At 59.0% G+C, this 25,881-nt stretch carries 25 protein-coding genes and 2 tRNA genes; 10 read left to right on the top strand and 17 right to left on the bottom strand.

The features are described 5' to 3' along the window. The first annotated feature begins 33 nt into the window (after positions 1-33). Genes ACNKU3_RS02990 through ACNKU3_RS02980 form a run of 3 tightly spaced genes read left to right on the top strand, consistent with a single transcriptional unit; the run spans position 34 to position 6,927 of the window. Positions 34-5,409, top strand: coding sequence for a hypothetical protein (locus tag ACNKU3_RS02990; protein WP_418257922.1), 5,376 nt, complete (start codon positions 34-36; stop codon positions 5,407-5,409). Positions 5,410-5,436: 27 nt separating this feature from the next. After that, positions 5,437-6,507, top strand: a complete 1,071-nt coding sequence (locus ACNKU3_RS02985) for a YIP1 family protein (protein ID WP_418257921.1) — start codon at positions 5,437-5,439, stop codon at positions 6,505-6,507. A 21-nt stretch (positions 6,508-6,528) separates the two neighbouring features. Further along, positions 6,529-6,927, top strand: coding sequence for a hypothetical protein (locus tag ACNKU3_RS02980; RefSeq protein ID WP_418257920.1), 399 nt, complete (start codon positions 6,529-6,531; stop codon positions 6,925-6,927). 17 nt (positions 6,928-6,944) lie between these two features. On the opposite strand, the gene ACNKU3_RS02975 is transcribed toward ACNKU3_RS02980, so the two are convergent. Beyond that, entirely contained in the window at positions 6,945-7,862 is a 918-nt protein-coding gene (locus ACNKU3_RS02975; RefSeq protein WP_418257919.1) for a transporter, read from the bottom strand. 152 nt (positions 7,863-8,014) lie between these two features. Between ACNKU3_RS02975 and ACNKU3_RS02970 the strand changes: the two genes are divergently transcribed. Then, positions 8,015-8,091 (top strand) — tRNA-Met (locus ACNKU3_RS02970). Between the two features lie 110 nt (positions 8,092-8,201). Here the strand turns inward: ACNKU3_RS02970 and ACNKU3_RS02965 are convergent. Next, positions 8,202-8,423 (bottom strand): hypothetical protein, encoded by a 222-nt coding sequence (locus tag ACNKU3_RS02965; protein WP_418257918.1) that lies wholly within the window; start codon positions 8,421-8,423, stop codon positions 8,202-8,204. A 302-nt stretch (positions 8,424-8,725) separates the two neighbouring features. On the opposite strand from ACNKU3_RS02965, the gene ACNKU3_RS02960 reads away from it, so the two are divergent. Continuing rightward, positions 8,726-9,646 carry a hypothetical protein gene (locus ACNKU3_RS02960; protein WP_418257917.1) on the top strand — a complete coding sequence of 307 codons (921 nt, stop codon included), beginning with the start codon at positions 8,726-8,728 and terminating at the stop codon, positions 9,644-9,646. A 430-nt stretch (positions 9,647-10,076) separates the two neighbouring features. On the opposite strand, the gene ACNKU3_RS02955 is transcribed toward ACNKU3_RS02960, so the two are convergent. Next, positions 10,077-10,400, bottom strand: a complete 324-nt coding sequence (locus tag ACNKU3_RS02955; protein ID WP_418257916.1) for a hypothetical protein — start codon at positions 10,398-10,400, stop codon at positions 10,077-10,079. Positions 10,401-10,519: 119 nt separating this feature from the next. On the opposite strand from ACNKU3_RS02955, the gene ACNKU3_RS02950 reads away from it, so the two are divergent. Then, a complete protein-coding gene (locus tag ACNKU3_RS02950; protein WP_418257915.1) occupies positions 10,520-10,693 on the top strand; it encodes a hypothetical protein in 174 nt (57 codons plus the stop codon). A gap of 447 nt (positions 10,694-11,140) precedes the next feature. Here the strand turns inward: ACNKU3_RS02950 and ACNKU3_RS02945 are convergent, their stop codons facing one another. The 5 genes from ACNKU3_RS02945 to ACNKU3_RS02925 all read right to left on the bottom strand — a co-directional run bounded on the left by ACNKU3_RS02945 (position 11,141) and on the right by ACNKU3_RS02925 (position 14,060). Next, a complete protein-coding gene (locus tag ACNKU3_RS02945; RefSeq protein ID WP_418257914.1) occupies positions 11,141-11,530 on the bottom strand; it encodes a hypothetical protein in 390 nt (129 codons plus the stop codon). 105 nt (positions 11,531-11,635) lie between these two features. Then, on the bottom strand, positions 11,636-11,911 hold the full coding sequence (locus ACNKU3_RS02940) for a hypothetical protein (RefSeq protein WP_418257913.1): 276 nt from the start codon (positions 11,909-11,911) through the stop codon (positions 11,636-11,638). Next, positions 11,911-12,957: a phage major capsid protein gene (locus ACNKU3_RS02935; RefSeq protein ID WP_418257912.1), complete on the bottom strand. Its 1,047-nt coding sequence runs from the start codon at positions 12,955-12,957 to the stop codon at positions 11,911-11,913. Before ACNKU3_RS02935 ends, ACNKU3_RS02940 begins: the two co-directional genes overlap by 1 nt. Beyond that, a complete protein-coding gene (locus ACNKU3_RS02930; RefSeq protein ID WP_418257911.1) occupies positions 12,941-13,612 on the bottom strand; it encodes an HK97 family phage prohead protease in 672 nt (223 codons plus the stop codon). The genes ACNKU3_RS02935 and ACNKU3_RS02930 overlap by 17 nt, the downstream gene beginning before the upstream one ends. A 142-nt stretch (positions 13,613-13,754) precedes the next feature. Further along, positions 13,755-14,060, bottom strand: a complete 306-nt coding sequence (locus tag ACNKU3_RS02925) for a hypothetical protein (RefSeq protein ID WP_418257910.1) — start codon at positions 14,058-14,060, stop codon at positions 13,755-13,757. A gap of 391 nt (positions 14,061-14,451) precedes the next feature. On the opposite strand from ACNKU3_RS02925, the gene ACNKU3_RS02920 reads away from it, so the two are divergent. After that, a complete protein-coding gene (locus ACNKU3_RS02920) occupies positions 14,452-14,712 on the top strand; it encodes an HNH endonuclease (RefSeq protein WP_418257959.1) in 261 nt (86 codons plus the stop codon). A 292-nt stretch (positions 14,713-15,004) separates the two neighbouring features. Here the strand turns inward: ACNKU3_RS02920 and ACNKU3_RS02915 are convergent, their stop codons facing one another. The 5 genes from ACNKU3_RS02915 to ACNKU3_RS02895 all read right to left on the bottom strand — a co-directional run bounded on the left by ACNKU3_RS02915 (position 15,005) and on the right by ACNKU3_RS02895 (position 18,427). Next, positions 15,005-15,436: a hypothetical protein gene (locus ACNKU3_RS02915; protein WP_418257909.1), complete on the bottom strand. Its 432-nt coding sequence runs from the start codon at positions 15,434-15,436 to the stop codon at positions 15,005-15,007. A gap of 329 nt (positions 15,437-15,765) precedes the next feature. Next, entirely contained in the window at positions 15,766-15,969 is a 204-nt protein-coding gene (locus ACNKU3_RS02910; RefSeq protein WP_418257908.1) for a hypothetical protein, read from the bottom strand. 205 nt (positions 15,970-16,174) lie between these two features. Then, positions 16,175-16,411, bottom strand: coding sequence for a DNA-binding protein (locus ACNKU3_RS02905; protein WP_418257907.1), 237 nt, complete (start codon positions 16,409-16,411; stop codon positions 16,175-16,177). 115 nt (positions 16,412-16,526) lie between these two features. Then, on the bottom strand, positions 16,527-17,132 hold the full coding sequence (locus tag ACNKU3_RS02900) for a hypothetical protein (RefSeq protein ID WP_418257906.1): 606 nt from the start codon (positions 17,130-17,132) through the stop codon (positions 16,527-16,529). Beyond that, on the bottom strand, positions 17,129-18,427 hold the full coding sequence (locus ACNKU3_RS02895; protein WP_418257905.1) for a tyrosine-type recombinase/integrase: 1,299 nt from the start codon (positions 18,425-18,427) through the stop codon (positions 17,129-17,131). Before ACNKU3_RS02895 ends, ACNKU3_RS02900 begins: the two co-directional genes overlap by 4 nt. Before the next feature lie 141 nt (positions 18,428-18,568). Here ACNKU3_RS02895 and ACNKU3_RS02890 point away from each other — a divergent pair. Then, a tRNA-Leu gene (locus tag ACNKU3_RS02890) sits at positions 18,569-18,635 on the top strand. Positions 18,636-18,690: 55 nt separating this feature from the next. Here ACNKU3_RS02890 and ACNKU3_RS02885 read toward each other — a convergent pair. The 3 genes from ACNKU3_RS02885 to ACNKU3_RS02875 form a co-directional block, all read right to left on the bottom strand. Beyond that, complete coding sequence (locus ACNKU3_RS02885) at positions 18,691-19,158, bottom strand: integrase core domain-containing protein (protein ID WP_418257958.1); 468 nt, start codon at positions 19,156-19,158, stop codon at positions 18,691-18,693. Between the two features lie 538 nt (positions 19,159-19,696). Beyond that, a complete protein-coding gene (locus ACNKU3_RS02880) occupies positions 19,697-21,262 on the bottom strand; it encodes an alkaline phosphatase D family protein (RefSeq protein WP_418257904.1) in 1,566 nt (521 codons plus the stop codon). A gap of 116 nt (positions 21,263-21,378) precedes the next feature. Continuing rightward, positions 21,379-22,197, bottom strand: a complete 819-nt coding sequence (locus tag ACNKU3_RS02875) for a hypothetical protein (protein WP_418257903.1) — start codon at positions 22,195-22,197, stop codon at positions 21,379-21,381. A 301-nt stretch (positions 22,198-22,498) separates the two neighbouring features. Here ACNKU3_RS02875 and dacB point away from each other — a divergent pair, with 301 nt between their 5' ends. After that, the gene (dacB, locus tag ACNKU3_RS02870; protein WP_418257902.1) at positions 22,499-23,947 is read left to right on the top strand and encodes a D-alanyl-D-alanine carboxypeptidase/D-alanyl-D-alanine-endopeptidase; all 1,449 of its coding nucleotides are present in this window, start codon (positions 22,499-22,501) and stop codon (positions 23,945-23,947) included. 145 nt (positions 23,948-24,092) lie between these two features. After that, positions 24,093-24,584, top strand: a complete 492-nt coding sequence (locus ACNKU3_RS02865; RefSeq protein ID WP_418257901.1) for a hypothetical protein — start codon at positions 24,093-24,095, stop codon at positions 24,582-24,584. 17 nt (positions 24,585-24,601) lie between these two features. Here ACNKU3_RS02865 and ACNKU3_RS02860 read toward each other — a convergent pair whose 3' ends face one another. Continuing rightward, entirely contained in the window at positions 24,602-25,855 is a 1,254-nt protein-coding gene (locus tag ACNKU3_RS02860) for a cytochrome P450 (RefSeq protein WP_418257900.1), read from the bottom strand. Positions 25,856-25,881: the final 26 nt, after the last annotated feature.

Genomic DNA, 25,881 nt, shown 5'->3' with positions numbered 1-25,881 from the left:
TTTTCCCGGGGTTTGGGCACTCTCCTTGGTTCGATGGTAGCGCTATCACTGGGCTCCACCACGCTCGCCCAGCCCACCGTCGTCGAAACCGAGCCCAACAACACCCCCGCCGAGGCCCAGCCGATCAGCGGCGCGGTGAAACTCTATGGCAGCATGGTCGGCAAGGACCAGGACGGTTTCCTGTGGACGGTCTCCGACAACGACGCCCGCAAACACTGGGACTTTGAACTGCACGGTATTCCCGGCGCGTTGACCATCGTCGAGGTGGTGCGGGTAGAAAATACCGAGGATGGCACTGGCGTCGCCAGCGTCGAGCGGATCATGAAAATGGGCACCCGCGACGGCGTCACCCCGTCCATCCACCGCAACCAGCTGTTCGAACCCGGCGAATACCTGATCGGTCTCGCCCATGCGGGCGGCCCCGCCAAGGGTGGCGGTGCTTACCGTCCACCGGCCATCGGCCTGTCCTTCGGCAGCGAGGGCTCCCCAGAGGGAGAGGCGCTGGAGGCGGCTGCGGGGGACGGGGAAGCAGCTGCAGAGGAAAACGGCGCCTGGCAGTTCCTGATCAGCGAGGGCGATTCCTTTCCCGTCAGCCGCAATCCCGGCCCGCGGGAAACCCAGGAAAGCGCCCAGTCGATCATTCCCGGGCGCAGGTTTTCCACCTTTGAATCGCTGGAGCGCACCTGGTACGCCTTCACCTTCGACGAACAGAAAGCGACCCAGCGCTGGGACATCGAGGTCCGCGCGCCGCTGGGGCGCAAGCTCCGCGTGCGCCTGGTGGACAGCGAGGGCAAGGAATTGCTGCAGGACAGCGCCGACAGCCACGGCCGCGTGCTGTTTTCCGACCTGGCCCCGCCGCCGGGCACCTGGTACCTGGAACTGGTAGCCGCGGAACCCGGCTTCATCCACGCCGTCAGCAGCCGCGCAGCGGGGCAGCGCATCGAGGGCGAGGAAGCCGAACCCAACAACCAGGGCGCGCTGGCCAACCGCGTCGACCTGGTCGCACAGCCGGTGACCGGCCGTATCGACCGCAGCGATTCCGCGGACATCTTCCGCTTTACCCTCGACGAAGCCAGCGCCGACCAGGTGCTCGCCCTGCGCGTGGACGGAACGCCCGCCGCGCGCATGCAGATCTGCATCTACGATGACCAGTGGACCACGCTGCAGTGCCGGGACGGGACGACGCCGCTGGAATTGCCCGACCTGGTATTGCCGCCGGGGGACTGGGGCGTCGGCCTGCAGCGCGCCGACGAAACCAACTGGACGTTGAGCCTGCACGGCCAGGGGCCGATCACCCCGGGCCGCGAAGCCGAGCCCAACGACAATATCGATAACGCCGCCGCGGTACCGGAGGGACAGCGCATCAAGGGCCGCTTTACCGGGCAGGACCGCGATTACTACCGCTTCCAGATTCCCGACAAGGCGCAGATGTGGCGCTTCCAGGTCATCGGCGACAATATCCACGAGGTGAACTATTACAACGGCGCCGGCGAAAAGCGCGGCGGGGTGCGCACCGAGGCCGGCCAGCGGCGCGTGCGCCTGGACGACCTTTTCCTGCTGCCCGGCACCCACCACCTGCAGGTCAGCGCCAGGCGCGGTGACGAGGGCGGCGAGTACACCGTGCTGGCGCGCCCCCTCGGGCCACCCGACCCGGATGGGGAACTGGAGGAAAACGACAACAACAACCGGCAGCGCCTGGCCTTCGACCAGACCCGCAAGGGCCTGGTGACCAACAAGTCGGACAGCGACAACTACCGCTTTTTCCTCGCCAACGACGACCACATCAAACTGGAGCTGCAACCGCCCGCCGACGGCCACCTGTGGATGGACCTCTACTGGTACGGTGAAACCGTAGGCAACGGCCGGCCCCTCGCAGCGGGCGAGCCCCTGGTCATCGACGGGCTGTTCCCGCCGGGAGACTACCAGCTCAAGATCACCGCAGTGCAACCCAGCGACGCCGAGTACTCGCTTTCCCTGCAGCGCCAACCGCGCTTTTCCTGTCCGACGGACTGCGAACCGAACGGCATCGGCAAGGTGCACATGGCCGCCCCGCTACCGGCGGATTTGCTGCTGCAGGGACGCAGCGGCGACTGGCGGGACTGGGACTACTACCAGTTGCCGGTATTCGATACGGACGTGGAACTGCAGATGCAGACCGCTGAAGAATTGGGCGGTGTGGCACTGGGCCCCTATTACGCACAGCGCAAACCGTTGCGCTTCGACCGCGAACTGCCGGGTTATCGCGCCACGCTGCCGGCGGGCGAAGCCAACCGCCTGATGCTGGACTCGCGCAACAAGGACTACCGGCTGCAACTGGTCTTTCCCGGCGGTGAACTGGTACCGACCGGCGGCGAGCCGACGCTCGACATCGCACTGTCACTGCCCGCCGAGCCCGTCTCCGCCTACCAGTGGACGGGGCAGCGCCTTGCGGCCGAGCTGACCATCAGCAATACCGGCAGCGAAGCCATCGACAGCGTGCTCGAGGTAGCCACCAGCGATCACCGCTGGCAGGTGAATCCGCAGGAGCAGGCAGTGACCCTGCAGCCGGGCGAGACGCGTGCCATTCCGGTGACGGTGCGCGTCCCCGCCGATGCCTGGGCCGGGCGACCGGTGCGCATCAGCGCCGCGGTCCGCGACGCGTCCGGGCGCCAGGTGGAAACCTGGCAGGAGATCGAACCGCAGCGCGCTGCGCCGCCCCTCGCCCCGGAATACAGCTGGCCGATTGCGGATTCCCTGCGCGGTGGTTTCAATGCGGCCTGGACGCCCTTCGGCGGCGACTGGTCCGGGGATATCGCCCACCTGGTCCGGCCCGAATTCCTGCGCGACGACCTGGTGTTCGACGGCACCAGCGCGGCACTGCGCAGCAAAGGCCGCTGTGACGGCGGCGACGATTCGCCGCTCCTGACCCTCGAACTGCCGGGCACGGACCCGCTGCCGGTGGCCGGGGTGGGCCTCAACTTCTTCGGCGGGCACCGGCCTTTCCTGTTCATTCGTCGCGCCACCCTGCTGCTGTCCATGGACGGCGAGAACTACGAGGAAGTGATGAGCTTTGCGGCGCAACCGGTCCTGACCGAGCAGTCCTTCGCTATAGGCCGCACGGTAAACGCGCGCTTCGCCCGCCTGCGCATCGACGCCAACTGGGAGGAAGCCAGCCGCTGCGAGGCCATCGAACTCTCCGAATGGAAAGTCATCCTCGAACCCGGCTTCGACCTTTCCGCCGGCGCGGGTTTTGATATCGCCCGCCCGGAACTGGGCGGACATGTGGTCTGGGAAAACCCGGAGAGCTCGGGGCCGGAGGACATCCTGCTGGACGACGGCAAGGCTCGCAACATCAAGGCCGATGCCGGTGGCGTCAAGGATTTCGTGATTGGCTTCAACCGCAATCGCGCAGCCCAGGTGAGCCGGATCGAATGGCTGAATCGCGAGGGGCAGCCGGCAAGCGACCACCACTTCGACCACCTCACCGTATCGGCCAGCCTGGAATCGCCGGCAGGTCCCTGGGTAGTACTGGGAGAATCCGCACTGGCCCCGGGGCGCGAGGGCGCCGTGATCGACCTCGCACAGCCGGCCTGGGCGCGTTTCGTCCGCCTGTCGGCCCGCTTCGTCGAGGGGGCCCGGGGCGGCTTCCAGCCGGATGTCATCCGCATCCACGAGCGCCCCACCGCCGCCGACTATCGCTCGGTACTGACGGAATGGGGCGACACCAATTACCGCGCCTTCTACGAGTGGCAGGCCGGTCTGCCCGAAGCCCCCGCCGAACCGGTCTCGGGCAATGACTCGCGGGCGCGGGCAGCGGCACTGGCGCCCGGCGACAGCGTGGGCGGCGAGGTGTCACTGAACAGGAAGCTCGAACACTGGTACCGGCTGCAGTTACCCGCAGGGCACAATACCCTGACCCTCGCACTGGGCGGGAGCCCGACCGTGCGCACCGTGCTGGCAATGGAGGACGCCGAGGGACTCCAGGTCCCCCTGCGGCGTGTCGACGACGGCAAGACCCTGGACCAGCACCGCTACGAGGCCGCGCTGGCCCCCGGCAGCGAAGCCTGGCTGCGGGTCTCCGAGCCGCCGCGCAACGTGGTGTTTTCCTGGGACACCAGCCCCAGTGTGGCCAGCATGATTCCGCGTATCCGCAATGCCCTGGTCGCCTTCAGCAGCCAGGTGGTGCCCGGCCGCGAGGCGGTGAACCTGATGCCCTTCCCCCACGGACCGCTGCTGCGGGACTGGCTGGGTGAGCCCTACATGCTGCAGACGGTGCTCAACGAGTTCGACCGCGGCCTGGGTTCGAGCGCCGCCATGACCACCCTGAAAAAGGCCTCCGCGGAACTCGCCCCGCGCCCCGGCACCAAGGCGATCATGGTGATCACCGACGGCGAAACCACCGCCGACGGCAAGGCCTGGACGGAACTGCGCAAGGCCCGGCCGCGCGTCTTCGCGGTGCAGGTAGCGGGCAACAAACGCTGGCACCTCGACGTGATGCGCGACTGGGCGAGCATCGATGCGGGTCATTTCAACCAGTTGCGCTACGAGGGGGAAATGGAAATTGCCTTCGACCGCGCCGCGACACTGATGCGCCGCCCCGCCGGGTATACCCTGCAGCCTTCCAGTGAATTCCGCGAAGCTCCCGGGCCCGGGCAGCTACTCGTGCTGCCGGGTGACGCGGGCAACACGGCGAGTGGTGGCACCGCCATCGAACTGATCCTCGATGCCTCCGGCTCGATGCTGCAACGGGTGGACGGCAAACGGCGCATCGCCATCGCCCGGGAGGTGCTCACCGACGCGGTGCGCAAACAAATCCCGGCGGGCACGCCGCTGGCCCTGCGGGTCTTCGGCCACCGCGAGATCGATTCCTGCCGCACCGACCTGGAGATTCCCCTCGCCCCGCTCGACCCGGCGGCCGCCGCCAACACCATCGGCGGCATCCAGGCCATGAACCTGGCGCGTACGCCAATCGCCGATTCCCTGGCGGCCGTGGAGACGGACCTGCAGGGACGCAAGTCCAGCGTCGTCATCCTGGTCACCGATGGCGAGGAAACCTGTGAAGGCGATCCCGCCGCGGTCATCGAAGCACTGCGCGACAAGGGCTTCGACGTCAACCTGAACATCGTCGGTTTCGCCATCGGCGACCCGGAACTGGCCTCACAGTTCGAGTCATGGGCCGCGCTGGGCAATGGACGCTACTACGCGGCTGACAACCGCGAGGGACTGCAGGACGCGCTGGAGCAGGCCCTGCGGGTGCCCTACAGGGTGCTCGACGGCAACGGCAATGAGGTCGCCTCGGGACAGGTGGGCGGCCCGCCGGTAGAGCTCGAGGCGGGCTATTACGATGTGGTAGTGGCGACAGAGCCGCCGCGGACCTTCGACCAGGTCGAAATTCCCGGCGAGAGCGCAGTAGAACTGAAACTGGATTAAACCCTCGGGGATCAAAGGAGTGCTGTAATGGAGTTCGACGTCCGCAAAACTGTGGAACTGGTCAAGGGCGGCCTGCTGGCGCCGGAGCCCACCTGGAATACCTACCTGGCCGCAACGCCCGCCTGGCAGAAGACGCTGGCCTTGCTGACCGGCCCGCTGCTGCTGGCCAACATCATCCTCAGCGTGCTCTTCACCTGGATGATGGGCGGCTTCTCCGCCTACCTGCTGGGGGGCAGCCTGCTGATGGCCTGGGTCTACAGCCTGGTTGCAGCGGCGGCCGGCTTCACCCTGCTGGTGTTTATCATCAATTTCCTGGCCGGTACCTTTGGCGGCCAGCCGAACTTTGACCGCGCCTTCGCCGCGGTCTCTCTGAGCGCCATACCCGCCTGCCTGGGCGGCATCGCCGGCGCCCTGATTCCCTGGCTCGGCTTCCTGGTGTCGCTGGCCGGCGGCATCTGGTCGCTGGTGCTGCTGTACCGGATCGTGCCGCTGGCGCTGGGTGTCCCCGGCGAAAAGCGCACACTGCACTTTGTCGCCACGCTGGTGGTCACGCTGGTAGCCAACATGATCGTCGCCGGCATACTGACGGTCATCGGCCTGCGTCCCGACGTGGACTCGGGCTACGGTAGCCGCAGCGGTAAACCCGTGGAAATTTCCTCCGGTGGCGGCATGCTCGCCGAGGCCCAGCGCCAGGCAGCGCTGATGCAGGCGGCCGGCGAAGACGAATTCGAGCCGCCCGCCAACGGCAAGGTCAGCAAACAGCAGGTGCGCGAGCTGGTGTCGGTGATCGAGAAAAGCCGCGCGGCGATGGCGGAACAGGCGGCCCAGGTGAAGAAAGCAGAGGCGGAATTACAGGGCAAGGAAACCAAATCCACCGCCGACCTCATCGCGATGTACCGGACCATGGGCAAGGTGGTCAGTATGAACAACATCGAGATGGAGGTGCTCAAGTCCGGCGGCGGCAACTGGGCGGAACACACCTGGGTCAAGGGGCAACTGCGGACCGCACGCCTGCAGCAGGGCACCGGATCCGACGCCATCGAGCACAATTACGCGCTCTACAAGGCGAATGAAGCAGTACTCGCCGACGCTATCTGACACTGACCGAGGAGAAAACCAATGATCGATAAAATCCAGGTCTGCAATCAGCGCCATCCCTGGCGCCTGAACGGCGGCGCAGCGGCCGTTTTCACACTGCTCCTGGCAGCCCTGCCCTGCCAGTTCGCCGCAGCGGAGGACGACAGCGGCTTCTCGATGAAGGTGCAGGACGCCTTCGCTATCACCGGACGCGGCACCATCATGGTGGGTATCGTCGAGAGCGGCGCGATCAGCGCAGGGGAAACCGTGTGTGTGCCACTGGTGGACAGCGCACCCCAGCCCTTCACGGTTGCCGCCATTGAACGCTACCGCAAAATAATCGAGCGCGCCGAAGCGGGGCAAAACGTCGGGCTGTTACTGGCGGAGGAACTGCCATCGAAGCGCGTTGCAAAAGGTGGAAACGCTGACAGCGACTGCTGACTGAGTCCCGCCGCTGGCTACAACAGGCGCTGGTAGGTCAGCTGGTAGATATCAAAGTTCTCGTCTGAATCGTTTACCGAGCCCATGGCATAGCTGAGCTTGACCACGTTCCTGCCGGCGAAGGGCACGGCGAGGTTGATACCGAAACGGGAATCGCGCTGCAGGTCGTCCAGCTTGCGGCCATCCAGTTTGCCACGGCCTCCACGGTAGATATTCGCGTCCAGGGATACCCAGAAACCGGCGGAAAAGCGGCGGATGAGGTGGGTCTGCAGTGCGTAGATCGGGTCCTGTTCACGCTTCATGCCCACAAAGTCGTCGTTGTCACCGAATATCCAGGCACCGAGTTCAAATTCCAGCAGCCACTGGGGCCGCAGCGCGGTCATATAGCCCAGCTCCGCCTTGACCGCCCAGCGGTTGGCCCCGACATTGATCAGGCGATCCTCCTGGTAGCGGCCGGTGGGCGCGAGCACGCGCACACTGGCGCCGAGAATCGGATGGGGATTGCGCCGCAGCTCGGCGAATTCCTCCCGCGACATGGCCGGTGCACCGAGCAGGTTTACGCCCAGGGTGGCGGAGAAGTCCCCTACCCCCTGGTAATCGCGCTCCAGTTTGCCCAACACCTCGTGGTTGGCCGTGGTCGTGCCCGTGGAATAGGGTTGCTGCAGCACGACCGAGGCGGTGCGCCCCCAGAGGCTGAAGGTGCGCAGGTAGGAGGCAAAGGCGGTGGTTATCTGCGAGTCGATGCCGGATACCGGGAGTGAGGGATCGGGCACCGTGTCGCCATCTGTGTAGGACAGCCCGAGTGTCAGGACCTCGGTGCCCTGGGGGGCCGGCCAGTATGCACGCGGGGTCAATTCCTGGGCGACGCAGTAGCGCCCCGGTACCAGCGGAATCAGCAGGACCAGGAGGAGACGAAGTTTCAGGCGCGGGAGCATTGGGCAAAAATAGCCCAGCCGCCGGCTTCACGCCATAGCCCGACTGGGGAAAAGTCACAGCAACAGATCCACCTGAGAGACTTGACTTGCCTGCGGTATTTCTGGAAAATTCGCGCCTCTCGGGAAGACCCGTTTCCCGAACACTTGATTGTGGCTACGTAGCTCAGCTGGTTAGAGCACAGCATTCATAATGCTGGGGTCGATGGTTCAAGTCCATCCGTAGCTACCACTAAATCAATGACTTACGACATTGCGACGCTAAGTCAGACATTCCGAGTCAGCACCGAGTCAACAGCCCCAACTAACAGGGGTTGTGGCTTCGTGTGCTTTCCTTTATCACTAAATTGGTTCCAGCCACTGGTTTCGATTCACGACGTGGTAGAGGTAGCCTTCTGGACCATCAGGGTGGTCGTGTTCGGCGGCCACAAAAAGAAATTGATTTTCAGTGATCTCCTCTCCCCCTCCCATCTCAATAAACGCCTTGATTTTGCCCCAGGACCTCACATTGTGCTCTCCTCGTGGGTTGGCGCTCTTACCCTTGGGTGTAATCCTGTAGATCATCTTTGATTTCCTCAATTCAGGAGGTACAGGAATTAGACTGCCAGCGGTGAACGCGTTTGCAACCTTTGAACTCTAATTCCATCAACACTACACATACTTACCTCTAGTACAAGCAAGCACTAGTAAACATCAAAAATAGCCAGAGGGCTTCCTTGGCCTAACGAGAATGTCAGGTTTTGACCGACACCCATGTTGACACCTGTTTGTGTAGTGCAGTCCAATGTGCCTTTTATTTGCATATAGAATCATTGTTTAAAATGTAAAGACTCTGGGAAGATTGTCGTACGCGGGAGAGTTCTGAAATGATTTTCACACGGGTACTACTTCTACTGATTGCCACATTTTTTCTAAACAGAAGTGAGACAGCTTCTGCCGTGTCTGACAATTCGTCTATAGATATTTCTCTATCTCAGCTTGGCTGTTCTACTTCAATTATTACTGGATTGCCGCAATTCGACAGTGGCGTTTCACCTGAAAGTATTCGGTTGGATATACCAGAAAAATATGGCAGTAATTGTAAAATTACAGGTATCTATCTTCGCGGTGAGATTACGCAAAGGACACTGCCCCAACTAAAGTTTATCGTGGCTGTGACAGACAATACACTGGAGCCTTGGGAGACGCCTTACTTGGAGCTCGATAGTCCCGGTGGGTTGATCTCAGAGGCAATGAAAATCGGCGAATTTGTTGCTCAGCGAAAAATGCCAACTTCAGTTCATCATGCCGAGAGATGTTTTAGCGCTTGCGTATTAATTTATGCTGCAGGTTGGCAACGAATTCCTGGTGGAAAAATAGGGATTCACCGTCCATTTTCTACCGAAATATCTACCGAATCTCTGAGCTTTTCCCAGTATCTAGAGCAGTATGAAAATTTGACCCCAGTGTTAAAAAAATATTACGGAAAATTTGGAGTTTCCCCCACTATTGTTGACGTTATGAACGTAGTTACCTCCGACAATATCAAAATATTGTCCGCAGAGGAGCTAGAATTATACGGCCTAGATTTTGAAAACGTGGCTTACGCAGAATACAACAAGGCAAAAACAATACAGAAATGTGGAAATGAATATTACGAACTTAAAAAAAGATGGGATGACTTTCACATTTCATGCATGGTCCAACAATTGACTGAAACTAACAATTCGAACATTTTGGACAATTGCACTAAATTGGCAGATCAAAAGTATCCGAATTTCAGAGAAATGTATAACAATTGTCTTTAAAGTCAATGCGATACTATTTTAATGAGCATGGCAATTTCTAACTTATGCAAATAGGTGGCCCGACGAGTGACTAGCGCCGTATCGCAATTGATTGAGATCTTTTCTAAGTGCAAATTACCCAACTTATCCACTATCCCAAAGACAGCCAATGTATCCGCTCAAAAGGTGACGTTCCGTCATATCCAACCACCAGGCTTCGCCGGTCTACGAATGGAGCTATTCTTGTCCAATGGATAACGATACCGACAATCTGATCAGCGCAATCTACAAAGCCTTAGACATGCTTGAGAAACTAGACCCTGCTGTGAGGCGGGAAGACTGGTTTTGGCTTTTAGAGAAACGGTAGATCAGGCTCTACGGCCAATTGTCGAAAAGGCATTCAATCCCACAATCAAGTCGAAGCCCTCGAGGTATTGAATAGCGCATTCGCCTATTTGTGGTGCCACCAGATACGGAAGCGGTTGACGCAATACCAGATAACGCCGATCAGCAGGGACCACGATCCGGCTGCGGCCATCTTAGGGTCTTGCGGGCCAGCGTTCAGCATGAGGATGAACACCCCTAGGAGGAACAGGGAGACAGATATCAGGCTTTGCAGTTTGAACTTCTTGCTAGTCTCCTGAACCGTGGTCAGTTCAGCAACGCCGCTCCCGGATGATTCCTTTGCAGCAACAATCGGCGCTCCGCAGCCTGGACACGCAGGGGCTTTGTCGGAAACTTCCTTGTTGCACTCTGGGCAGTTAATTAGGGCCATCGGTCAATTCCTTGATTCATTTAAAGTAACATTCCGAAATTTAATTTCATAAAGGCAAATATAGCTCAGGAGTCCCCAAAAGGGGACGTTTTTTAAAAGCAATGGTTTATGCTCTCTGCATGGACAAGCACGAAACAATCAAAAGAGAAGCCCGCCAATCCGCCAAGCGCCTGGTGTTCTACAGTGTCGTTCTCGGTCTGTTGATTGGGTTCGGTGCGGGACTTGTCGTGGCTGATATGAGCATTGAGCGAGTGAAGATCATCTATCCTGAATGCTCGGGGACAAAGGTCTAGGCAATTGGGCGCTTTCGGCTAAAAGACATATCTCGCGGCGTGACAAAGCAGCCCTAATCCAATCAGCGTAAACCCCAACAAAAACAGCCATGCCTTGAATTCGAACTCTAACGAGTCTTTCCCTGGCCTGATAGTAACTAGTGCCTGATTCTCCTGAGAGGAGGTCACAAATTCGCTGACGCTAATAAGCCAGCCTTCGTGAAGCTTTAGAACCTTCTCGATTGCTCCGGTCAATTTGAACGCCCTGTAAGCTACAAGCATTGAGCCTAACGTGGTGAGTATAGTTCCTGTTATGGTTAAGCATTCGTCCATGATCGGTCTCCTCGTGAGATGTTGTAAACCATCCGGTTACAAGTAGAGAATCAAGTTTAGTTGTATCGCTGGGAATAACCAAAAAAAGCCCGCCGTGGCGGGCAAGTCAGGCGTAGACCTGAGGGAAGTTCAGTCCTAAAACTGAGCGAACGGGTTGTCTGCCAAGTCCTTTTTAGCAGTCTCAATCCCGAACCTCTGAGCAGAGCCAGGGGTAAGCCCCAACTTGTAGAGCAGGCTGTTCAGAGTCGTCAGCTTGCCACTCCGGAAGTCCCCAGGCGCGCTCCGATATTCAGCCAGCAGGCAAGCCGCAATCTCTACCATAAACCTGTCAGAAGCCATCAGAAGCCCCGGCAAAGCCTTTGCCTCGATCTCCCGCCATGTCGCTTCCTGCGCCTCTGTGAGGTGTTCTGGCGGCTCTCCCAGCCCATCAGAGTGAAACCTGTCCTCATTCCGGTATCGTTGGGGATTTTTCCTTGCAGAACCGTCAAGCAGGGCTAAATGTTTGGGCTTTTTGGGTCGTGGCATATCGAGCCTCCAAATTAAATTGAATTGTGGACGTGTGCGTGACTGTCCCCCTGCGGTATCGTTGGCGAAGGTCGAGCACTAAATATCCCCCCCGTACCGGGTCCATCACCCACCACCCCTGCGCAGCAACTTGAACGCGCCTTGCATTGATCGCTTCTGGCTATCCCATAGCCCCGACATATCCTGCTCGCCGTGGTCTCTGGTTTCGTTCTCAAGGCGGGTCAACATGAAGTCGTTGAAGCTGTACCCCAGATCGTCGGCCATTGCCTGAAAGGATTCATAGTTCAGGCTTCTGGCAAGTCGCTCATAGGCTTCTGCATCACTACCGGCTTCCGTGTGGTGTTTGATAGAGCCATCCCTGGCATAGAGCATGTATTGCATTACAGGCTCCCTGTGACCATAGCCAGCGGGTTGGTATTCACCAGTGCCAGCCGGGAGGAGGCCATAAACTGCAACATGCCTCGGGTGAAGTTGGTCCCGTGATTCGCTGAGACCTCAAGCAATGCGGCCTGATTCTCAAACACAATCCCGCAGCGGTTGAAGTCAGCCACTAGGAAGCTGCCAGAGGCCATCACGTTGCTAACGTAGACAGGGATGCCCCAGATGCGGGGTTCACCACCTAAGCGCGGTGCGCCCGCTACATAGGCGTCTGAGGCGCTTTCCTGCTTGCGGGTCTCAATGTCGTACCAGTCGGACTCATTGAGAATGACACCATTGGGCGCGAAGTTAGCCAGCCGTACCTGCTTGATCGCAGAGCGGATAACATCAACCTCATTGGTAATATTCGGTGACTCATTAGCCCAGGCGGTTGCGTTGTTCAGCAGTCCGTCCAAGGTGCCAGTCGTCCCGGCTCCATTGAGTAACTGATCCTCTATGGCCTCTGCCAGCCCGTACAGCATTTCAGTGCTGATAAAACCGTCCAGTTGACCGGAATCCTCAAATATCTGTTTGGATACAGGGAGGGTGTGGCCTATGGTCTCAACCGGAACAAAGCTGTTAGTGAAGGCATAGGCGGATTCCCCAACCTCGACGTTCTCCCGTTGTTCAGGTGAATTCCCTACCTGCGGGCCTGCGTTGTTCGTCTTGCTCGACAGTACCGGGATCTCGATTGCCCCGTTGTTAGTCGGGAAGGTCGGCAACAGGTCTTGCAGGAACAGCGATCTACGCGCCCCATAGTCCAGCGTAGGCGTACCAGAAGGCACCAGCGGGTCGTTAATGGCCCCTGTGGACAGGATGGCAGACTTAACCTCCCTGCGGCCCAACTCCAGATTAAAGCAACTGTTCCCGCCTACCACTTCCGACAGGGTGGCAGTTTCCAATAGCCTTTCGGCTTTGGTCTGCATGGTGGGTTTAACGCCATACAGAATACATTTCTGAATATCGACAATACCGCTCAGGGCGGCGATAAGTTTAGTTTCGGTGTTCATTTCCGTTCTCCAGGATGCGTAACACTGCATCAACCTTCTGCGTTAGCAGGTCGATGGGGGAACGCTCCCGCGGAGCGAGAAATTCACGAAAGCCGTTTGTGGTGACAAACTTACTTTCGCTGTTAGAGAAGCCCATGCTGCGCAGGGCATCTTTGAATTCTTGAACAGTAACCGGACGGTTTTTGACTTCCGTTATCTGTGCGTAGTGGTTGGCAGGGATCGCCACAAGGGAAACCTCTGCCAGTCGAAAAATATCGGTGATATACCGGGTAGAGCCGCGCTTTTCCGTACCGTCTGGGGCGACGACAAAGCCAATCGACATAGACAGAGCACCATCTTTCATCAGGCTGTACGCTTCCGCCCCTCGTGTGGTCCCCAGGGATAGCTTGCCCTCTACCAGTAAGCCCTTGTCATCCTCCCGAATGCTTAACCATGTGCCAACAGGCTCTTTAAGGTCGTGACTCCAGAGCATTGCAGGCATGGTGCCCGCGTCTATGTGTTTAGATATGGCGTTCAGGAATGCGCCGCGCTCGATAATGTCACCGTGGGCATCAGGTGGCCCGCCCCAGGTAGAGGCGTAGCCGGAAAATACGCCTTCCTCGGTGAGGGAGCCGCGCTTGATTTCGTGGATTAGGGGCGTGAGCCGTGCAGTCATTTGAAATTCTCCAAGTCAGGGGCATAAAGCCTCTCCCTGGAGAATCCGAACTGCGCTCGTATCTCGGGGGGTATCGTGCAAGATGTCCGGCGAACACCCAAGCACAAGGCCAGTTTAACACAAGCTGTATGTATATACAGCATTAATTTACCTTCCGGGTAGGCGTGGCATCCATGATTTCGCGCCCGGTTTTTCCATTGCGCAATTCATAGAATTTGAATGTCAGCGCCCCGTCAGTATCAAAATCCAATACTGCGCGAATGTCGTGCTGCCTGGTTTGTATTCGTGTGACTAGCGCCTCTATCTCCCGCTTGTGTCCCTGGCTCCACTGGAATTGAGTCAGGGTGTTAAATAACGTCACTACTGAATTTACAGCGGCTTGCATCACAGCAAGTTCGTAGTTTCCGCCATCGGCCCTGGTCGTTTCGGGTTGTGGTTTGCGTTTCATGGTGATTCTCCTTTGAGTTGATTGCGTGCTGCCTGCTTTCGCTGTTTTTTGCCGTGTCGAATGTCGCATTCCATCAACCGCCTGCGCATTCGCCTTGCCCACTTTCTAGGAAATCTGTTCATCGGCTGTCCTCTGTAGTTGCTTTCTGATTTCTTTCTCGCAAGGCACTTGAAGCCTTAGCCTTGACACTGTTACGACTAGCGACGACACTTGCCCAGTAACAACCCTTCCATGTCGCGCATAGCATTCGACTGGTAACTGAACAACCGCACTCGTGTGGTCTGTCTTCTATTACTTGGAGAACGCTGTGAAACGCACAAAGAACCTTAAATCCCCACGCAAGAGAGCCTTTTTCAAACAGAAAGGCCGATGTTTTTACTGTGGTGCGCCAATGTGGCGGGAATCCCCAGAAGAACTGACAAGCAAATATCGAATCAGTCAAAAGAAGTGCCTGGCTCTCAAATGCACCGGAGAACATCTCGTTCCGTTTTCTCAAGGTGGGCCATGCACAGGCACGAACATTGTTGCCGCGTGTGAATTCTGTAACCGGCACCGGCACAGGCGTCCTGGGGAAATTAGCTGGCAGGATTTCAAAGCGCTCGTGACAAAACGAGTTAGGCAAGGTAAGTGGCACGGTATCCAGTTGGAGTAGAACTCGACGTTTTTGATACCTGAGGTTGCGGTTGATGACTGCGTAATGTTTCATGCCAGTTTCCGACCCAAATTGTGTTTAACCACCTTAGATAGCCACTTTTCAGAGAACCCCCTGGTAAGACTCTTAAGAGGTGGGTGCTCAGCGACCAATAAATTGGGCAAAAAGTGGCGTTTATTGGTTGTGTGAAACCAACAAGGGGGCAAATTCGACCCTGTTTCACCTGTTTGTTGGTCACGGAAAACCAATAACCGGGTTTTATTGGTTCTGTGCGACCCCTCAATTCTGTTAATCATTTGAGCCTCTTTACTTGTTGCCGGAATGCTGCGGGTTCCAATTTCTCGCGGTCCTTCAATTCGGGACTGGTTGGCAACCATGCCAGTCGGTACAACGTTGGATCGCGTGGAAAACGTGGATACCGTGTAACCTCAATCCATCCGGCTTCTAGGGCTTCTTTCCTGGCCCGCTTCAATTCAGATTGAGTCCAGCCCCATTGCTCCATTGCTCCAAGTGCCGCAGACAAATCACCGTTGTTTCTCAGGTTGTATTGCCGCGCCAAATCCCAGATAAATGCTCTCGTTTGCTTGGACAGGGCTATGTACTCGGGGTGGTCGAAAATCGCGTGAAGGGCTTTAAAAAAGCCCTCTGAGCCCTTCGCTCGACCATTGGGAAGCATTCTTTTGGAATTGGCCCTCGCCATTACCGAAGCCTCACCAGTCGCCATTCATGCACTTGTGAGGGCTCGCCAAAGCGATTCCGTACCCTGTGCTTAGGTAGACTCGCAACAATGCTCAGGCCGCGCTTTTGGAGCGCAGGGCGCACATAAGAGGCGGCGCTGCTTAGATTGCCGATGGCGCAATCTCTAGCGATTTCATGGGTAAAAGCGCAGGGGTTCACCAGTAGATATTCAACCAGCCTGTGAGCCTGCTTTGATTTCGTCTCACGTAATGCTTCATACGCGAGTTCGGAAATATCTTGTGGTAAACTCATTCTCGACTTCCTCAGTCATGCCCCGTTCGCGCTCCCGTCAAGAATCGCGGCGGGGCAATCTAATCAATCCACTTCCACCAGAGCGCGAAAGGCATCAGCCAGCATTGCCGGGTTTTCCACCAGGCAAGTGAAGCCGCGCCCCTTGAACTTGCTCACAATCGGCTGTCCGTCGATAACAACAGTCAGCGTCCAGGTTGTGCGCTCAATAACGGCGGTGGTTTTAGTCCCAGGTCGGACAGACGGAATAGTGCAGGCGGTGGTGCTCATGCTGCGCCCTCCAATTCCGGGGCCAAATTGCCCGTTTTTTGTGGTGTATCAGTGCGATTAGATATTGGGGCTGTACTCTGGGGTCGGACAGGGAACAGCGGGCAATTAGGGCTGGTACAGGCGCTAACCTGTTGTCGCCAGTTCCCCTCTGCACCAGGGTCGAAAATGCATTCTTTGCACTTGTCGTTGATTGCTTTGCGGAGACTCATGCGCTGGCCTCCCCTGCATGGCGGCGCGGCGCAGACAAACGAGACTGTGCCCACTCCAGAAGACTCTGCGGCTGGTAGAGCGCTTTATTGCCAAAGATTTGGTATTCAGGACCGCCACCAACACTGGCAAGCTTTTGCAGTGTCTTTGCGGTCCCAGGGAATCCGTTTTCGTTAAGAAATTCTGCCGCCTCTTTGCGAGTCAGCCGGGGCTTCTCTTTGCTGTAGGTTTCCATAGCATCACCTGTAGTAACTGAAATTTCGTTACAAGAGAATTCTTAAGTAACGTCATGCTTCAGGTGGTGATACTAAGAGTGCGAGTGAATGGCTAACAGTCAAAAACAGAAACTATCAATCGCGTCTTTTTGACACATTAGCCTTTAAAATTCCGCTTATAGAGTTAGGGGATAAACTATCTTCCTCGCAGGGGCATAGCTCGAGAAGTTTGTTAACCAGCCCCTCAAACACAGTGGACTTATCGGCAGGCCATTTTCCAAATGCTTTGTGCCACGCCTGCGCAATGACAAGCACAGCCCCCTCAGCCCTATCGGTTTTTGATTCTCGCTTTTGTACGGTACTTTTTTGTTCAAGCGCCTGACCAATTGCAATGGTAATCTTTACCCAACTGCCAATCGCTTGGCGGCAATCCAACATGGTGCAGTCGTCATCCAGCCCAAGTGCCTGCATCGTTTCCTCGCTCGGCGGAATGAGATTGAGGTGCTCACTATCCCCCATACGTGACAGACTTCTGTGTAGGTCTTTGATTGACCTAGCGGCCATTTCATATCTTTGTTTGGCACCTTCAGGCCAAAGCCCCTGCAAACTCCCAAGTGTTGAATTGAGTTGAGCTAAGGTGCTTGACAGGTCTTTGACAAAACCTGTGTAAGCCGGATTAGACTCACCATAGTCACGGCTGCCATTCAATTGATCGCGAATGGCTCTCTCAAATTCGTTCACTTGCTTGCCTTCCGTTTAATTTTCACAACTTTTGCCTTGCCCTTCTTCATCGCGCCTGAAATAGTCCCGGTGTACTTCTCGGCAAGTGCGGCCTTCGCGTCCCGGCTGGCGTGAATGTATCGCTGTGCGGTGGATAGCTGGCTATGCCCCAGGGTCGCCATAATCTCCGCAGCCTGCGCCCCCTGCATGGCCATCATCGTCCCCAGGGAGTGCCGGAGAGAGTGATTAGACAGTCCCTCAGGAAGTCCCGACTCTTTCCGTATTTCCTTCCAGAGTTTCGAGGTAAGCGATACATGCGTATCACCCCGCGACGATGGAAAGACATGCTCGCTTTTGTTGCCCTGGCGGGCCTTCACGATTGCGAGGGCTGTCGAATTCAAGGCAATGGTTTTGCCCTGCCCTGATTTGTGGCCTGTCTTGTGCGACTTGGGCGGCAAGGTGAATATCCCGGCTTCAAGGTCTACCCATTCCCAGCGCAGCCCAGCCACTTCGTTGCGCCTTGCTCCAGTAAACGCCAGTACCCGGATAGCATCGGCGGCAGAGTCGGGAATCTTCCGTAGAGTCTCCAGCTTGTCCAGTGCGTCAAATAGTGCTGCGTACTGCTCCGGCGTTTCCAATATCAAATCCCGCTTGCCATCGCCTGCAAGGTCTAAGTGTGTTGCCGGGTTGTCTGTCGCCCTCCCCTCTGCAATGGCCCAATTCAGGATCGCCCGGAATACCCGGATTGCCATACGCGCAGCACCATCGCCCCCGCGCACATTCACCCTACCCCGCGCGTTGCCGGATTTCTTCACCACACTGGTTTTACCGTCCCGTATATCCGCATAGGCTCGGCGCACATCATCGGGAGTGAGTTTCTCCAGCCGGATTTGTCCTAGCGTGGGCCTCAGGTGGCGTTCTATGCGCCCCTTGTCCACGTAGCGGGTGCTCTCAGCCTTCTCAGCGAACTTGGACGACTCAAGGTATACGTCTAGCAGTTCGTCCACTGTAGCGGCTTTACGGCGCTCCTTACGATCCTCAAGCGGGTCGGCACCATTCAGCCGGATATCCGCTAGCAGGTCTTCAGCCTTCTTTCGGCATTCCTCGGTGGTCAGTTTCCCGCCATGCTTGCCGATGGTGTACTGGCGCAGTGTGTTGTAGCGGTTCCGGTAGGTGATGATGTAGGACTTTGAGCCGCCCTTGTTGGCCTTCACCCCGAACCCGGTTAGCTTGCCATCCCAGAGGATCGCGTCACCCGGTTTGTAAGCCCAGGCCTCAGCTACCCGCTTCGTAATTTTCCCCTCGTGCTTAGCCATCCGCCCTCCAGTGCTAGGGTCAACGAGTCAACACATAGTCAACAAGTCAACACAACTCAGAGTTTGAGCTTAGCACTCAGAATATGGGTAAGTAACTGTATTTTATTAGATTAATTTGGAATAGTAACGCCGAGTAAACAAGGGTATGGGGTACCGATTGGCATTCATAATGCTGGGGTCGATGGTTCAAGTCCATCCGTAGCTACCACCTCCCTCCGGTCCGTACTGGAGACATCCTTTACAGATCATACCGGAGACATGGTTTACAGTTTCTCCGGTAGCCAGGGATTGAGGGCGGGCTCGACCCGTCCGCACTCCTCATCAAAGAAGCCTAGATCATAGTCCATGAAGCTGACCAGCCAGATCTTGTCAGCGACTTCCCGTATGCCTACCACCTGACCCCCAAACACGGTGCTGAGGTTGATCTTGCGTCGTCCCATACAGATCCTGCCGCACTTGGTGACCTTCACTGCCTTGTCGTGGAACGGATACTCAGGCTCTTCAGCCGGCCGGTATTGACGAGCGGAAGGTGTAAACACTTCCGCGGGATACTGCCCGCCCAATGCCTGGTGCGGACGCTCCTGGTTGTAAACCTGCTGGAAGGCATCGAAGCGCCCCTGCTGCTGCAGGAAGTTGAAGGACGCCGGCTTGGTCGCTTCCTTCTTCAGGGTCAGATGCATGCGCTCATGGCGCCCGTTCTGTTCCGGGTGGCCCGGCTGGATGCGTTCGATGTTGATGCCGAGTTTGAGCCACCAGATCGAGAGCCGACTGAGGCCGAAGAACGCGTTGGGTGACGCGAAGGGAATGCCATTGTCAGTGCGTATGGCATCGGGAAGCCCGTAATCCTGGAAGTGTTGATTTGGACTGAAATTTGACCCGCCATTTGTACTGAATAATCACCCAGGCCAAAGCATCCAACTGATTGTTATGGAGCTCATTTCCTGGACACAGGTGGGACAACGGCAAATGCAAAAATCTATTAGAAGTGGATCAATATTCGGTGCAATTCAACACCACGACTATGAGCCGCCCTTCAGATTTACCGGCACGATCGATTCGGTCACGATATCGGTCAGGTAGCCCGGGCACATCGGCAGGCAGGGTGCGCTTGAGAGTAGCATTGCCGGTCGGGCAGGTTGATCGGCAGTGCAACGGCAGTGCGCGCGAGTCTGTACCGCCCGGCGAAAGACCGGTAAATCACCCTGTTAAGATCGCTTTTGCACTGATTGCGCGGCGCGTCCCGGCGCGAGCAGGGCCGCAACTTGTCGCTCAGCCACCGCCGGGGTTCGCGGTGACCGGGACGAGTGACCGCCTGTAGACCACCGCGCCATCGATATCCCTGAGTGCGACATTCAGCTGGCCGCTCTCATGGTCGATATTCACCTCGCCGAAGAACTGCAGGCCGGCGATGGGTGAACGCCCCTGGGCCAAGCCCTCGGTACCCGGTGCCATTTCAAAATCCGCCTCGACACCGAATGTCCCGTCCTTGGTTTTCGGGCCAAAGGAACCCGCGTTGAGGGGGCCCGCAACGAACTCCCAGAAAGGCAGGAAGTCCGCGGTCGCAGCCCGCGCCGGGTTGTAGAAGTGCGCGGCGGCGTAGTGCACGTCCGCCGTCAGCCATACGAGGTTGTGCACCTGCCGTTGCTTGATGCCGCGCAACAGGCGGGCGATCTCGAGTTCGCGTCCGGCCGCCGGGCCGTCGTCGCCATTGGCAATGCCTTCCCAGCGCCGCGGCGGGTTGTGGCCGAAGTCGTCGTCGATGTTGAGCCCGATGGGCATGTCGGCGGCGATGACTTTCCACACGGCGTCGGAACTGCTCAGCGCATCCAGCAGCCAGTCGATCTGCGGGTCGCCCAGGAACGCCGTCTCCGGCCCCTCCTGCGTCTGCCGGTTACCGGTGTTGGGGCCGCGGTAGCTGCGCATGTCCAGCACGAACACGTCCAGCAGGCTGCCATAGGAGAGTTTGCGGTAGATGCGCTCCGCTTCCTCCTCGTCGTGCCGGCGCAGCGGCGAGTACTCGAAGAAGGCCTGGGAGGCGCGGGCGATCAGCAGGGGGACATTTTTCTCGGTATAGCGCGGGTCCGCGGCGAGGCTCTTGGCGTCGGACCAGTTGTTGACCACCTCGTGGTCGTCCCACTGGGAAATCACCGGCACCTGCGCGTAGAAGCGGCGGACGTTGTCATCCATCAGGTTGTACTTGTAACGGCCGCGAAATTCGTCGAGGGTTTCGGCGGCCTTGCTCACCTCGGGTGTCACGATATTGGTCCAGGTGGCGCCATCCTCGGCCGGTGCGGATACCGGGATCGGCACGTCAGCGTAGATATTGTCGCCGCTGAGAATAAAGAACTGCGGGCTCGCCTCGCGCATGGTTGCAAATATTTTCATGCCACCGAAGGCCTCGTTGATCCCCCACCCCTGGCCGGCGATATCGCCACCCCAGACAAAGCGGATATCTTCCTGTTCACCGATGGTGTGAAAGCTGCCGCTCACCGGCTCGCTGCGTTCACGCCGGTGATCCAGGCCCTCGAACCAGACCTTTACGAATACCTCGCGCCCGGGCGCCAAGCCGGTCAGGTCGAGTTTTGCCGTGTAGTCCGTTTCCGGGGTGGCGTAAGGGCCGCGTACTTTACGCGCAGCGGAAAAATCGCTGCTATAGGCGTATTCGACCCACATGCGCGAGGCCTCGCTGGAACGGCTCCAGACGATGGCACGGCCGTCGCTGACATCGCCAAACTGGATGCCCTGCTCAATGCGCGGAGCGGCTGCTGTATTCCCCGTGACGGCAATGGCGGTGATCAGTGTCAGCGCCCTGATGCCAGGAATCATTCTGTACATGCGGTTCCCGAAAATTGGTGGGTTCACGTCAGTAGCGGCAGTGCAAGCGATGGGCGCGCTACGCCCCGACGCCCGGCCCTGCGGGTGACCTCGAGTTCGGTAGCGGTCCCTGCGGTCTAGTCCCCGGCATTCACTGCAGACCCGATCCTGGCCTGCAACTCCTGCAAGGGCATCTGCGATACCGGAAACGCCCGCGGCCGGTCTATCGCCACAACCAGTACGATAACGAAGGCAAACGCCAGTGTCATTGCCCAGATGGAGCTGTTGCGCTGGGAGCGACTCACCCCGGAGTCATAGCCGGCCAGGCCGATTGCCAGTCCCGCCAGGCAAAACAGCATCAGCCAGAATACACCGGGCATACGCTGTTGCACGGAAACGGTAAAGCGCTTTTGCAGCAGGTCGAAAATCGTATTCAACGCGGCGAGGTACAGGCTGTTGGTGGGCCGCGGGTCTTCGCGGGCCGCAGTCACCGCCACCGACCACAGCTGCTGCTGCAGTTGGGTCAGCGCCTCTCGCTTGCTCAGCAGTGTCGCGTATGCCTGGGCGTCACCCGCGTTGCGATCCACGGTAGCCCCTTCCACCAGCAACCCGACGTAGTCCGCGAGCAGCACCCTGGACTCCCCCCGGTAGGGTTCGCTGAGCAGGGCCGTGCGCAGGTAGGCCGTATTGACCGCGTTGGATGATTCGAGCACCAACGCGCGACGCTCATCCAACCGCGTGGTTCCCGACCCGAACGTGAAGGCCAGCATGAAGGCCAACAGGCCGAGGGTGGATGCCACCGCGGCGCCCATGTGCGAAGTTTCCCCCTCCGGGAGCCGCTCCAGTCGCTTCCTGCCGACGCGAAAGCCAATTTCCGCAGACAGCGCGATAAACGCAATGGTCAGAACCAGGACGATGGGCAATGCCAGTGAATCGAGATAATGGATTTGATACATCGACCGCGTCCGCCCCCATGATTTGTGTGCCTATTGTGCCGTCACCGTCAGCCGCAATCGACTGTTTTCTCACCGCCCTTCGCGCCACTCTCTCCGCCGTCGCAGGTGGATCACGGGGTGAAAAAGTAGCCGGTGCGGACGATTCCGGTGCCCGCGCCCGGGTGAAAAACACCCGGTGCGCCGGAGCCCGTGTCCTGCTATCGTAGGCTAAAGTCTTTCACCACAGAGCGTCGCGAGTATGTACGCTATCCGCCGCCATTGTCGCCTGAGCGGGTTAGTCCGCGCTGCAGGATTTATTCTGTTGCTATCGGGGGCGCCCGCCCTTTACGCCGGCAACTGGTCCGACGACATCATCGACTATGCGACCAAATCCCTGGAGAACCCCCAGGCACTGAGCCTCGCGGCGGTCCCCCTCGACGGCCCCGGTACGGCGCAGTACGTCAACGCGGATTTCCCGATGAAACCCGGTTCCATCATGAAACTGGTGACGACCTACGCGGCCCTCGAATTACTCGGCCCCGGCTATACCTGGGATACCGACATCCTCACCGACGGCAAACTCGAGGGCGAGACCCTCAAGGGCAACCTCTACGTCCGCTTCGGCGGCGACCCGAAGCTCTCTATCGAGAGGCTCTGGGCCCTGCTCAGCGAACTGCGCGGCATGGGCATCAGCAAAGTGGCGGGGGACCTGGTACTGGACGGGAGCTACTTCCGCCTGCCGGCGGGACAGCCCCGCTTCGACGACAACGGCGACAACCCCTGGGCTCCCTTCCTCGTCGAGCCCTCTGCCTACCTGAGTAATTTCAACCTGCAGCAGATCCACCTGCAGGCAGACCAGCGCGGTATCCGGGCATGGGCTTTCCCCGACCTGCCACAGGTCAGCCTCGACAACCAGGTCAAAACTGCAGCAAGCGCCCCCTGCCCCCGGGCGGACGATCTGGTCTGGAAACCGGCCTTCGCCGGCGACGGCGCGGTCACCCTGACGGTCAGCGGCCAGATGCCCCGCGACTGCCGGGTGAGCACCTATCTCTCCCTGCTGCCGCCGGAGCAGTTTTCAGCCGCACTGCTGCGCACGCTACTGGCGGAACTCGGGATTGCTGTCGCGGGTGCTGACCGCTTCGCCACAACCCCGGAAAACGCCGAGGAATTATTGCGCACCACGTCACCGGACCTCGTCACCATGGTGCGGGATATCAACAAGTGGAGCAGCAACGTGATGGCCCGGCAATTGCTGCTCTCCATCGGCGCCGCAAAACGCGCGGACGACGAGCAGGACGACCGCCGTACCGGCGTCCGCGAGATCCTCGACTGGATGCAGGGCAAGGGCATCGATACCGCGGGCCTGGTACTGGAAAACGGCTCCGGCCTGTCCCGGGAGGGACGCATGAGCGCGCAACAGGGCGTGGCCCTGCTGCAGCACGCCTGGGACAGCCCCTACGCCCCGGACCTGATGTCCTCGATGCCGATCATCGCGATCGACGGCACCATGCGGAAACGCCTGAAAAATACCGAGCTGGAGGGCCGCGGCAGGATCAAGACCGGTTCCCTGGACCACGTGCGCTCCATCGCCGGCTTTACCCGCGACAACAACAACACCACCTGGGCGGTGGTGGCGATCGTCAACAACGACCCGGCCTGGAACGGCCAGGCGGTGCTGGATCGCGTGCTGTACTCGCTCTACTACCACCCGCCCGCCGCGACAGCGGTGTCCCAGGTCGACAACGCCGCTGGTGAAATACCCTCCCGGTAGTTCCCGCAAAGCCCGGGTCCTGCGCCAGGGCCTGCCTTGGCACCGCTGCCTGGCTGCATCGGGAAGGAGCCCGCTCCCGGCGGGCGGCTGACCCGCCGAATCTCTTTTATACTGCATGCTGTATTCGCCTTGCAGGAGCCTGCAGATGGTGCCGGAGGACGCGCTCGCCGCCTTCGCGGAAATTGGTATCGGGCTGGCCGGCTTTTCCGGCCTGGTGGCCGCATTTGTGCAGCACGCTGGCGATCCCTGGCGGGAGGACCAGAAGGCGCGCATCGTGTTGCTGATCGTGATGTCCTTCGGCATGATCGTATGCGCCCTGCTGCCCTACGCACTGGCCGGGATCAGCGACGCAGCGGGGCTGGTCTGGGGCCTGCCCATGGTGCTATTCAGCACCCTGTGCCTCGGCCTGCTCGTGCACTGGGCACTGGTCGCGCGCAGTGGCCGATTCAAGCTGCACTTTCCCTGGATTTCCATACCCGTGCTGGTTCTCGCGGGCGGGCTCCAGGTGCTCTCTCTGCTGAGCGGGCTGGGCGTGGTCCTCCCCTACTCACCGACGATTTTCCTGCTGGGCTTCCTCTCCCTGCTGGTATTCGGCGCGCTCGTGTTCGTCGCCCTGCTGAACTCCATCTGGAACTGAACTGAAGCGGGTTCCGCCTAGTCGCGCAGGCTCGTTATACGTACCGGCAGGCTGATCCAGCCGCGCTGGAAGTAACCGACGTTGCCCCCAGCCCCGGAAAGATCGATGTCGAAGTCCGCCACGCGGGAGAGGAACTCGTGGACCAGGGTCTGTACCTCCATGATCGCCAGGTACTTGCCGATGCAGTGGTGCTGCCCGGCGCCGAAGGAGATCACCCGCGGGATCTCGCGGTTCCAGACGAAGTCGTCGGGGTTGTCAAATTCGCGCTCGTCCCGCGCCGCCGAGTACAGCATGCTGGCGACCCGCTGGCCGGCGCGGATTTTCTGCCCCGCCACCACTACATCCCGGTGTGCCGTGCGAAACGTGTACTGGGCCGGGGCGCAGTAGCGGATCATCTCCCCGGCTGCAATCGGGAGGTTTTTGTCGAGGTCCGCCCGCACCGCCGCCAGTTGTTCCGGGTGCCGCCAGAGTTCGAGAATGCCGCCGCCGGAGACCTTGGGCACCGACTCCATGCCGCCGACCATCGCACAGACCAACTGGTCGGCGATTTCCGCGTCGCTCATGGGGCGGTTATCCGGCGCCTGGCGGTAGTTGACCAGGCCGTCGACCAGGGCATTGCTGCCATCCGCGCCCGCCTCCCGGCGTGCCTGTATCGCCGGCACAATGTATTTCTGCAGCTCGGTGAAAAAGCTGGTGAGGTCGACGCCGTTCCTGCCTGACTTGAAGCGGCCGATGCTGTTGACGCTGGCGATGACCTCGTCGGCGACGCTGAGCGGCAGGCCGAAAAGATGGCAGATCACCCGCGCGGGCACGATGGCGGTGTACTCGGAGGTCAGGTCGAACTGGCCCCGGGGCAGCATTTTATCCAGCTGTTCGCGCGCCAGTTGGCGGACGAACTGCTGCAACTGTGCCACCGCCCGCGGCCGCAGCGGGCCGATGTGCAACTGGTGCATCGCCTCGTAGTAGGGCGAATGCAGCTGCGGACCCGGCGCCATGGGATTGGTGGAGGCCAGCGGCGGCGCTTCGCTGTTGTGCCTGTTGCGCAGGTAATCGGAGGTGGGGAGGTTGGTCTCGGTGGCGAGCAGGACATTCTTGCCGATCCGCAACACGTTCCAGACATCCTCGAAGCGGGAGAAGAAAAACGTGTCGTAGTCCGGGTTGTAATACACCGGGTGGTGGTCGCGCAGCTCCCGGTACCAGCTGTCCGGGTTGGCGATGACCTCCGCGGAAAACGGGTCGAAGTAAAAATCATCCTGGCTTGCGAGACTCATGCCTCAGGCTCCCTGTAGCAGTGTAT

The sequence above is a fragment of the Haliea sp. E17 genome (genome assembly GCF_048323675.1).
Taxonomy (GTDB): Bacteria; Pseudomonadota; Gammaproteobacteria; order Pseudomonadales; family Halieaceae; genus Mangrovimicrobium.
Note: the sequence above shows the minus strand (reverse complement) of the source record. Positions and strands in the feature narration are given on the sequence as shown.

Excerpts from the sequence above, each read along its gene's own strand:
- ACNKU3_RS02990 (WP_418257922.1), top strand. The coding sequence starts at position 34 with ATGGTAGCGCTATCACTGGGCTCCACCACGCTCGCCCAGCCCACCGTC.
- ACNKU3_RS02985 (WP_418257921.1), top strand. The coding sequence starts at position 5,437 with ATGGAGTTCGACGTCCGCAAAACTGTGGAACTGGTCAAGGGCGGCCTG.
- ACNKU3_RS02980 (WP_418257920.1), top strand. The coding sequence starts at position 6,529 with ATGATCGATAAAATCCAGGTCTGCAATCAGCGCCATCCCTGGCGCCTG.
- ACNKU3_RS02975 (WP_418257919.1), bottom strand. The coding sequence starts at position 7,862 with ATGCTCCCGCGCCTGAAACTTCGTCTCCTCCTGGTCCTGCTGATTCCG.
- ACNKU3_RS02965 (WP_418257918.1), bottom strand. The coding sequence starts at position 8,423 with ATGATCTACAGGATTACACCCAAGGGTAAGAGCGCCAACCCACGAGGA.
- ACNKU3_RS02960 (WP_418257917.1), top strand. The coding sequence starts at position 8,726 with ATGATTTTCACACGGGTACTACTTCTACTGATTGCCACATTTTTTCTA.
- ACNKU3_RS02955 (WP_418257916.1), bottom strand. The coding sequence starts at position 10,400 with ATGGCCCTAATTAACTGCCCAGAGTGCAACAAGGAAGTTTCCGACAAA.
- ACNKU3_RS02950 (WP_418257915.1), top strand. The coding sequence starts at position 10,520 with ATGGACAAGCACGAAACAATCAAAAGAGAAGCCCGCCAATCCGCCAAG.
- ACNKU3_RS02945 (WP_418257914.1), bottom strand. The coding sequence starts at position 11,530 with ATGCCACGACCCAAAAAGCCCAAACATTTAGCCCTGCTTGACGGTTCT.
- ACNKU3_RS02940 (WP_418257913.1), bottom strand. The coding sequence starts at position 11,911 with ATGCAATACATGCTCTATGCCAGGGATGGCTCTATCAAACACCACACG.
- ACNKU3_RS02935 (WP_418257912.1), bottom strand. The coding sequence starts at position 12,957 with ATGAACACCGAAACTAAACTTATCGCCGCCCTGAGCGGTATTGTCGAT.
- ACNKU3_RS02930 (WP_418257911.1), bottom strand. The coding sequence starts at position 13,612 with ATGACTGCACGGCTCACGCCCCTAATCCACGAAATCAAGCGCGGCTCC.
- ACNKU3_RS02925 (WP_418257910.1), bottom strand. The coding sequence starts at position 14,060 with ATGAAACGCAAACCACAACCCGAAACGACCAGGGCCGATGGCGGAAAC.
- ACNKU3_RS02920 (WP_418257959.1), top strand. The coding sequence starts at position 14,452 with ATGTGGCGGGAATCCCCAGAAGAACTGACAAGCAAATATCGAATCAGT.
- ACNKU3_RS02915 (WP_418257909.1), bottom strand. The coding sequence starts at position 15,436 with ATGGCGACTGGTGAGGCTTCGGTAATGGCGAGGGCCAATTCCAAAAGA.
- ACNKU3_RS02910 (WP_418257908.1), bottom strand. The coding sequence starts at position 15,969 with ATGAGCACCACCGCCTGCACTATTCCGTCTGTCCGACCTGGGACTAAA.
- ACNKU3_RS02905 (WP_418257907.1), bottom strand. The coding sequence starts at position 16,411 with ATGGAAACCTACAGCAAAGAGAAGCCCCGGCTGACTCGCAAAGAGGCG.
- ACNKU3_RS02895 (WP_418257905.1), bottom strand. The coding sequence starts at position 18,427 with ATGGCTAAGCACGAGGGGAAAATTACGAAGCGGGTAGCTGAGGCCTGG.
- ACNKU3_RS02880 (WP_418257904.1), bottom strand. The coding sequence starts at position 21,262 with ATGTACAGAATGATTCCTGGCATCAGGGCGCTGACACTGATCACCGCC.
- ACNKU3_RS02875 (WP_418257903.1), bottom strand. The coding sequence starts at position 22,197 with ATGTATCAAATCCATTATCTCGATTCACTGGCATTGCCCATCGTCCTG.
- ACNKU3_RS02865 (WP_418257901.1), top strand. The coding sequence starts at position 24,093 with ATGGTGCCGGAGGACGCGCTCGCCGCCTTCGCGGAAATTGGTATCGGG.
- ACNKU3_RS02860 (WP_418257900.1), bottom strand. The coding sequence starts at position 25,855 with ATGAGTCTCGCAAGCCAGGATGATTTTTACTTCGACCCGTTTTCCGCG.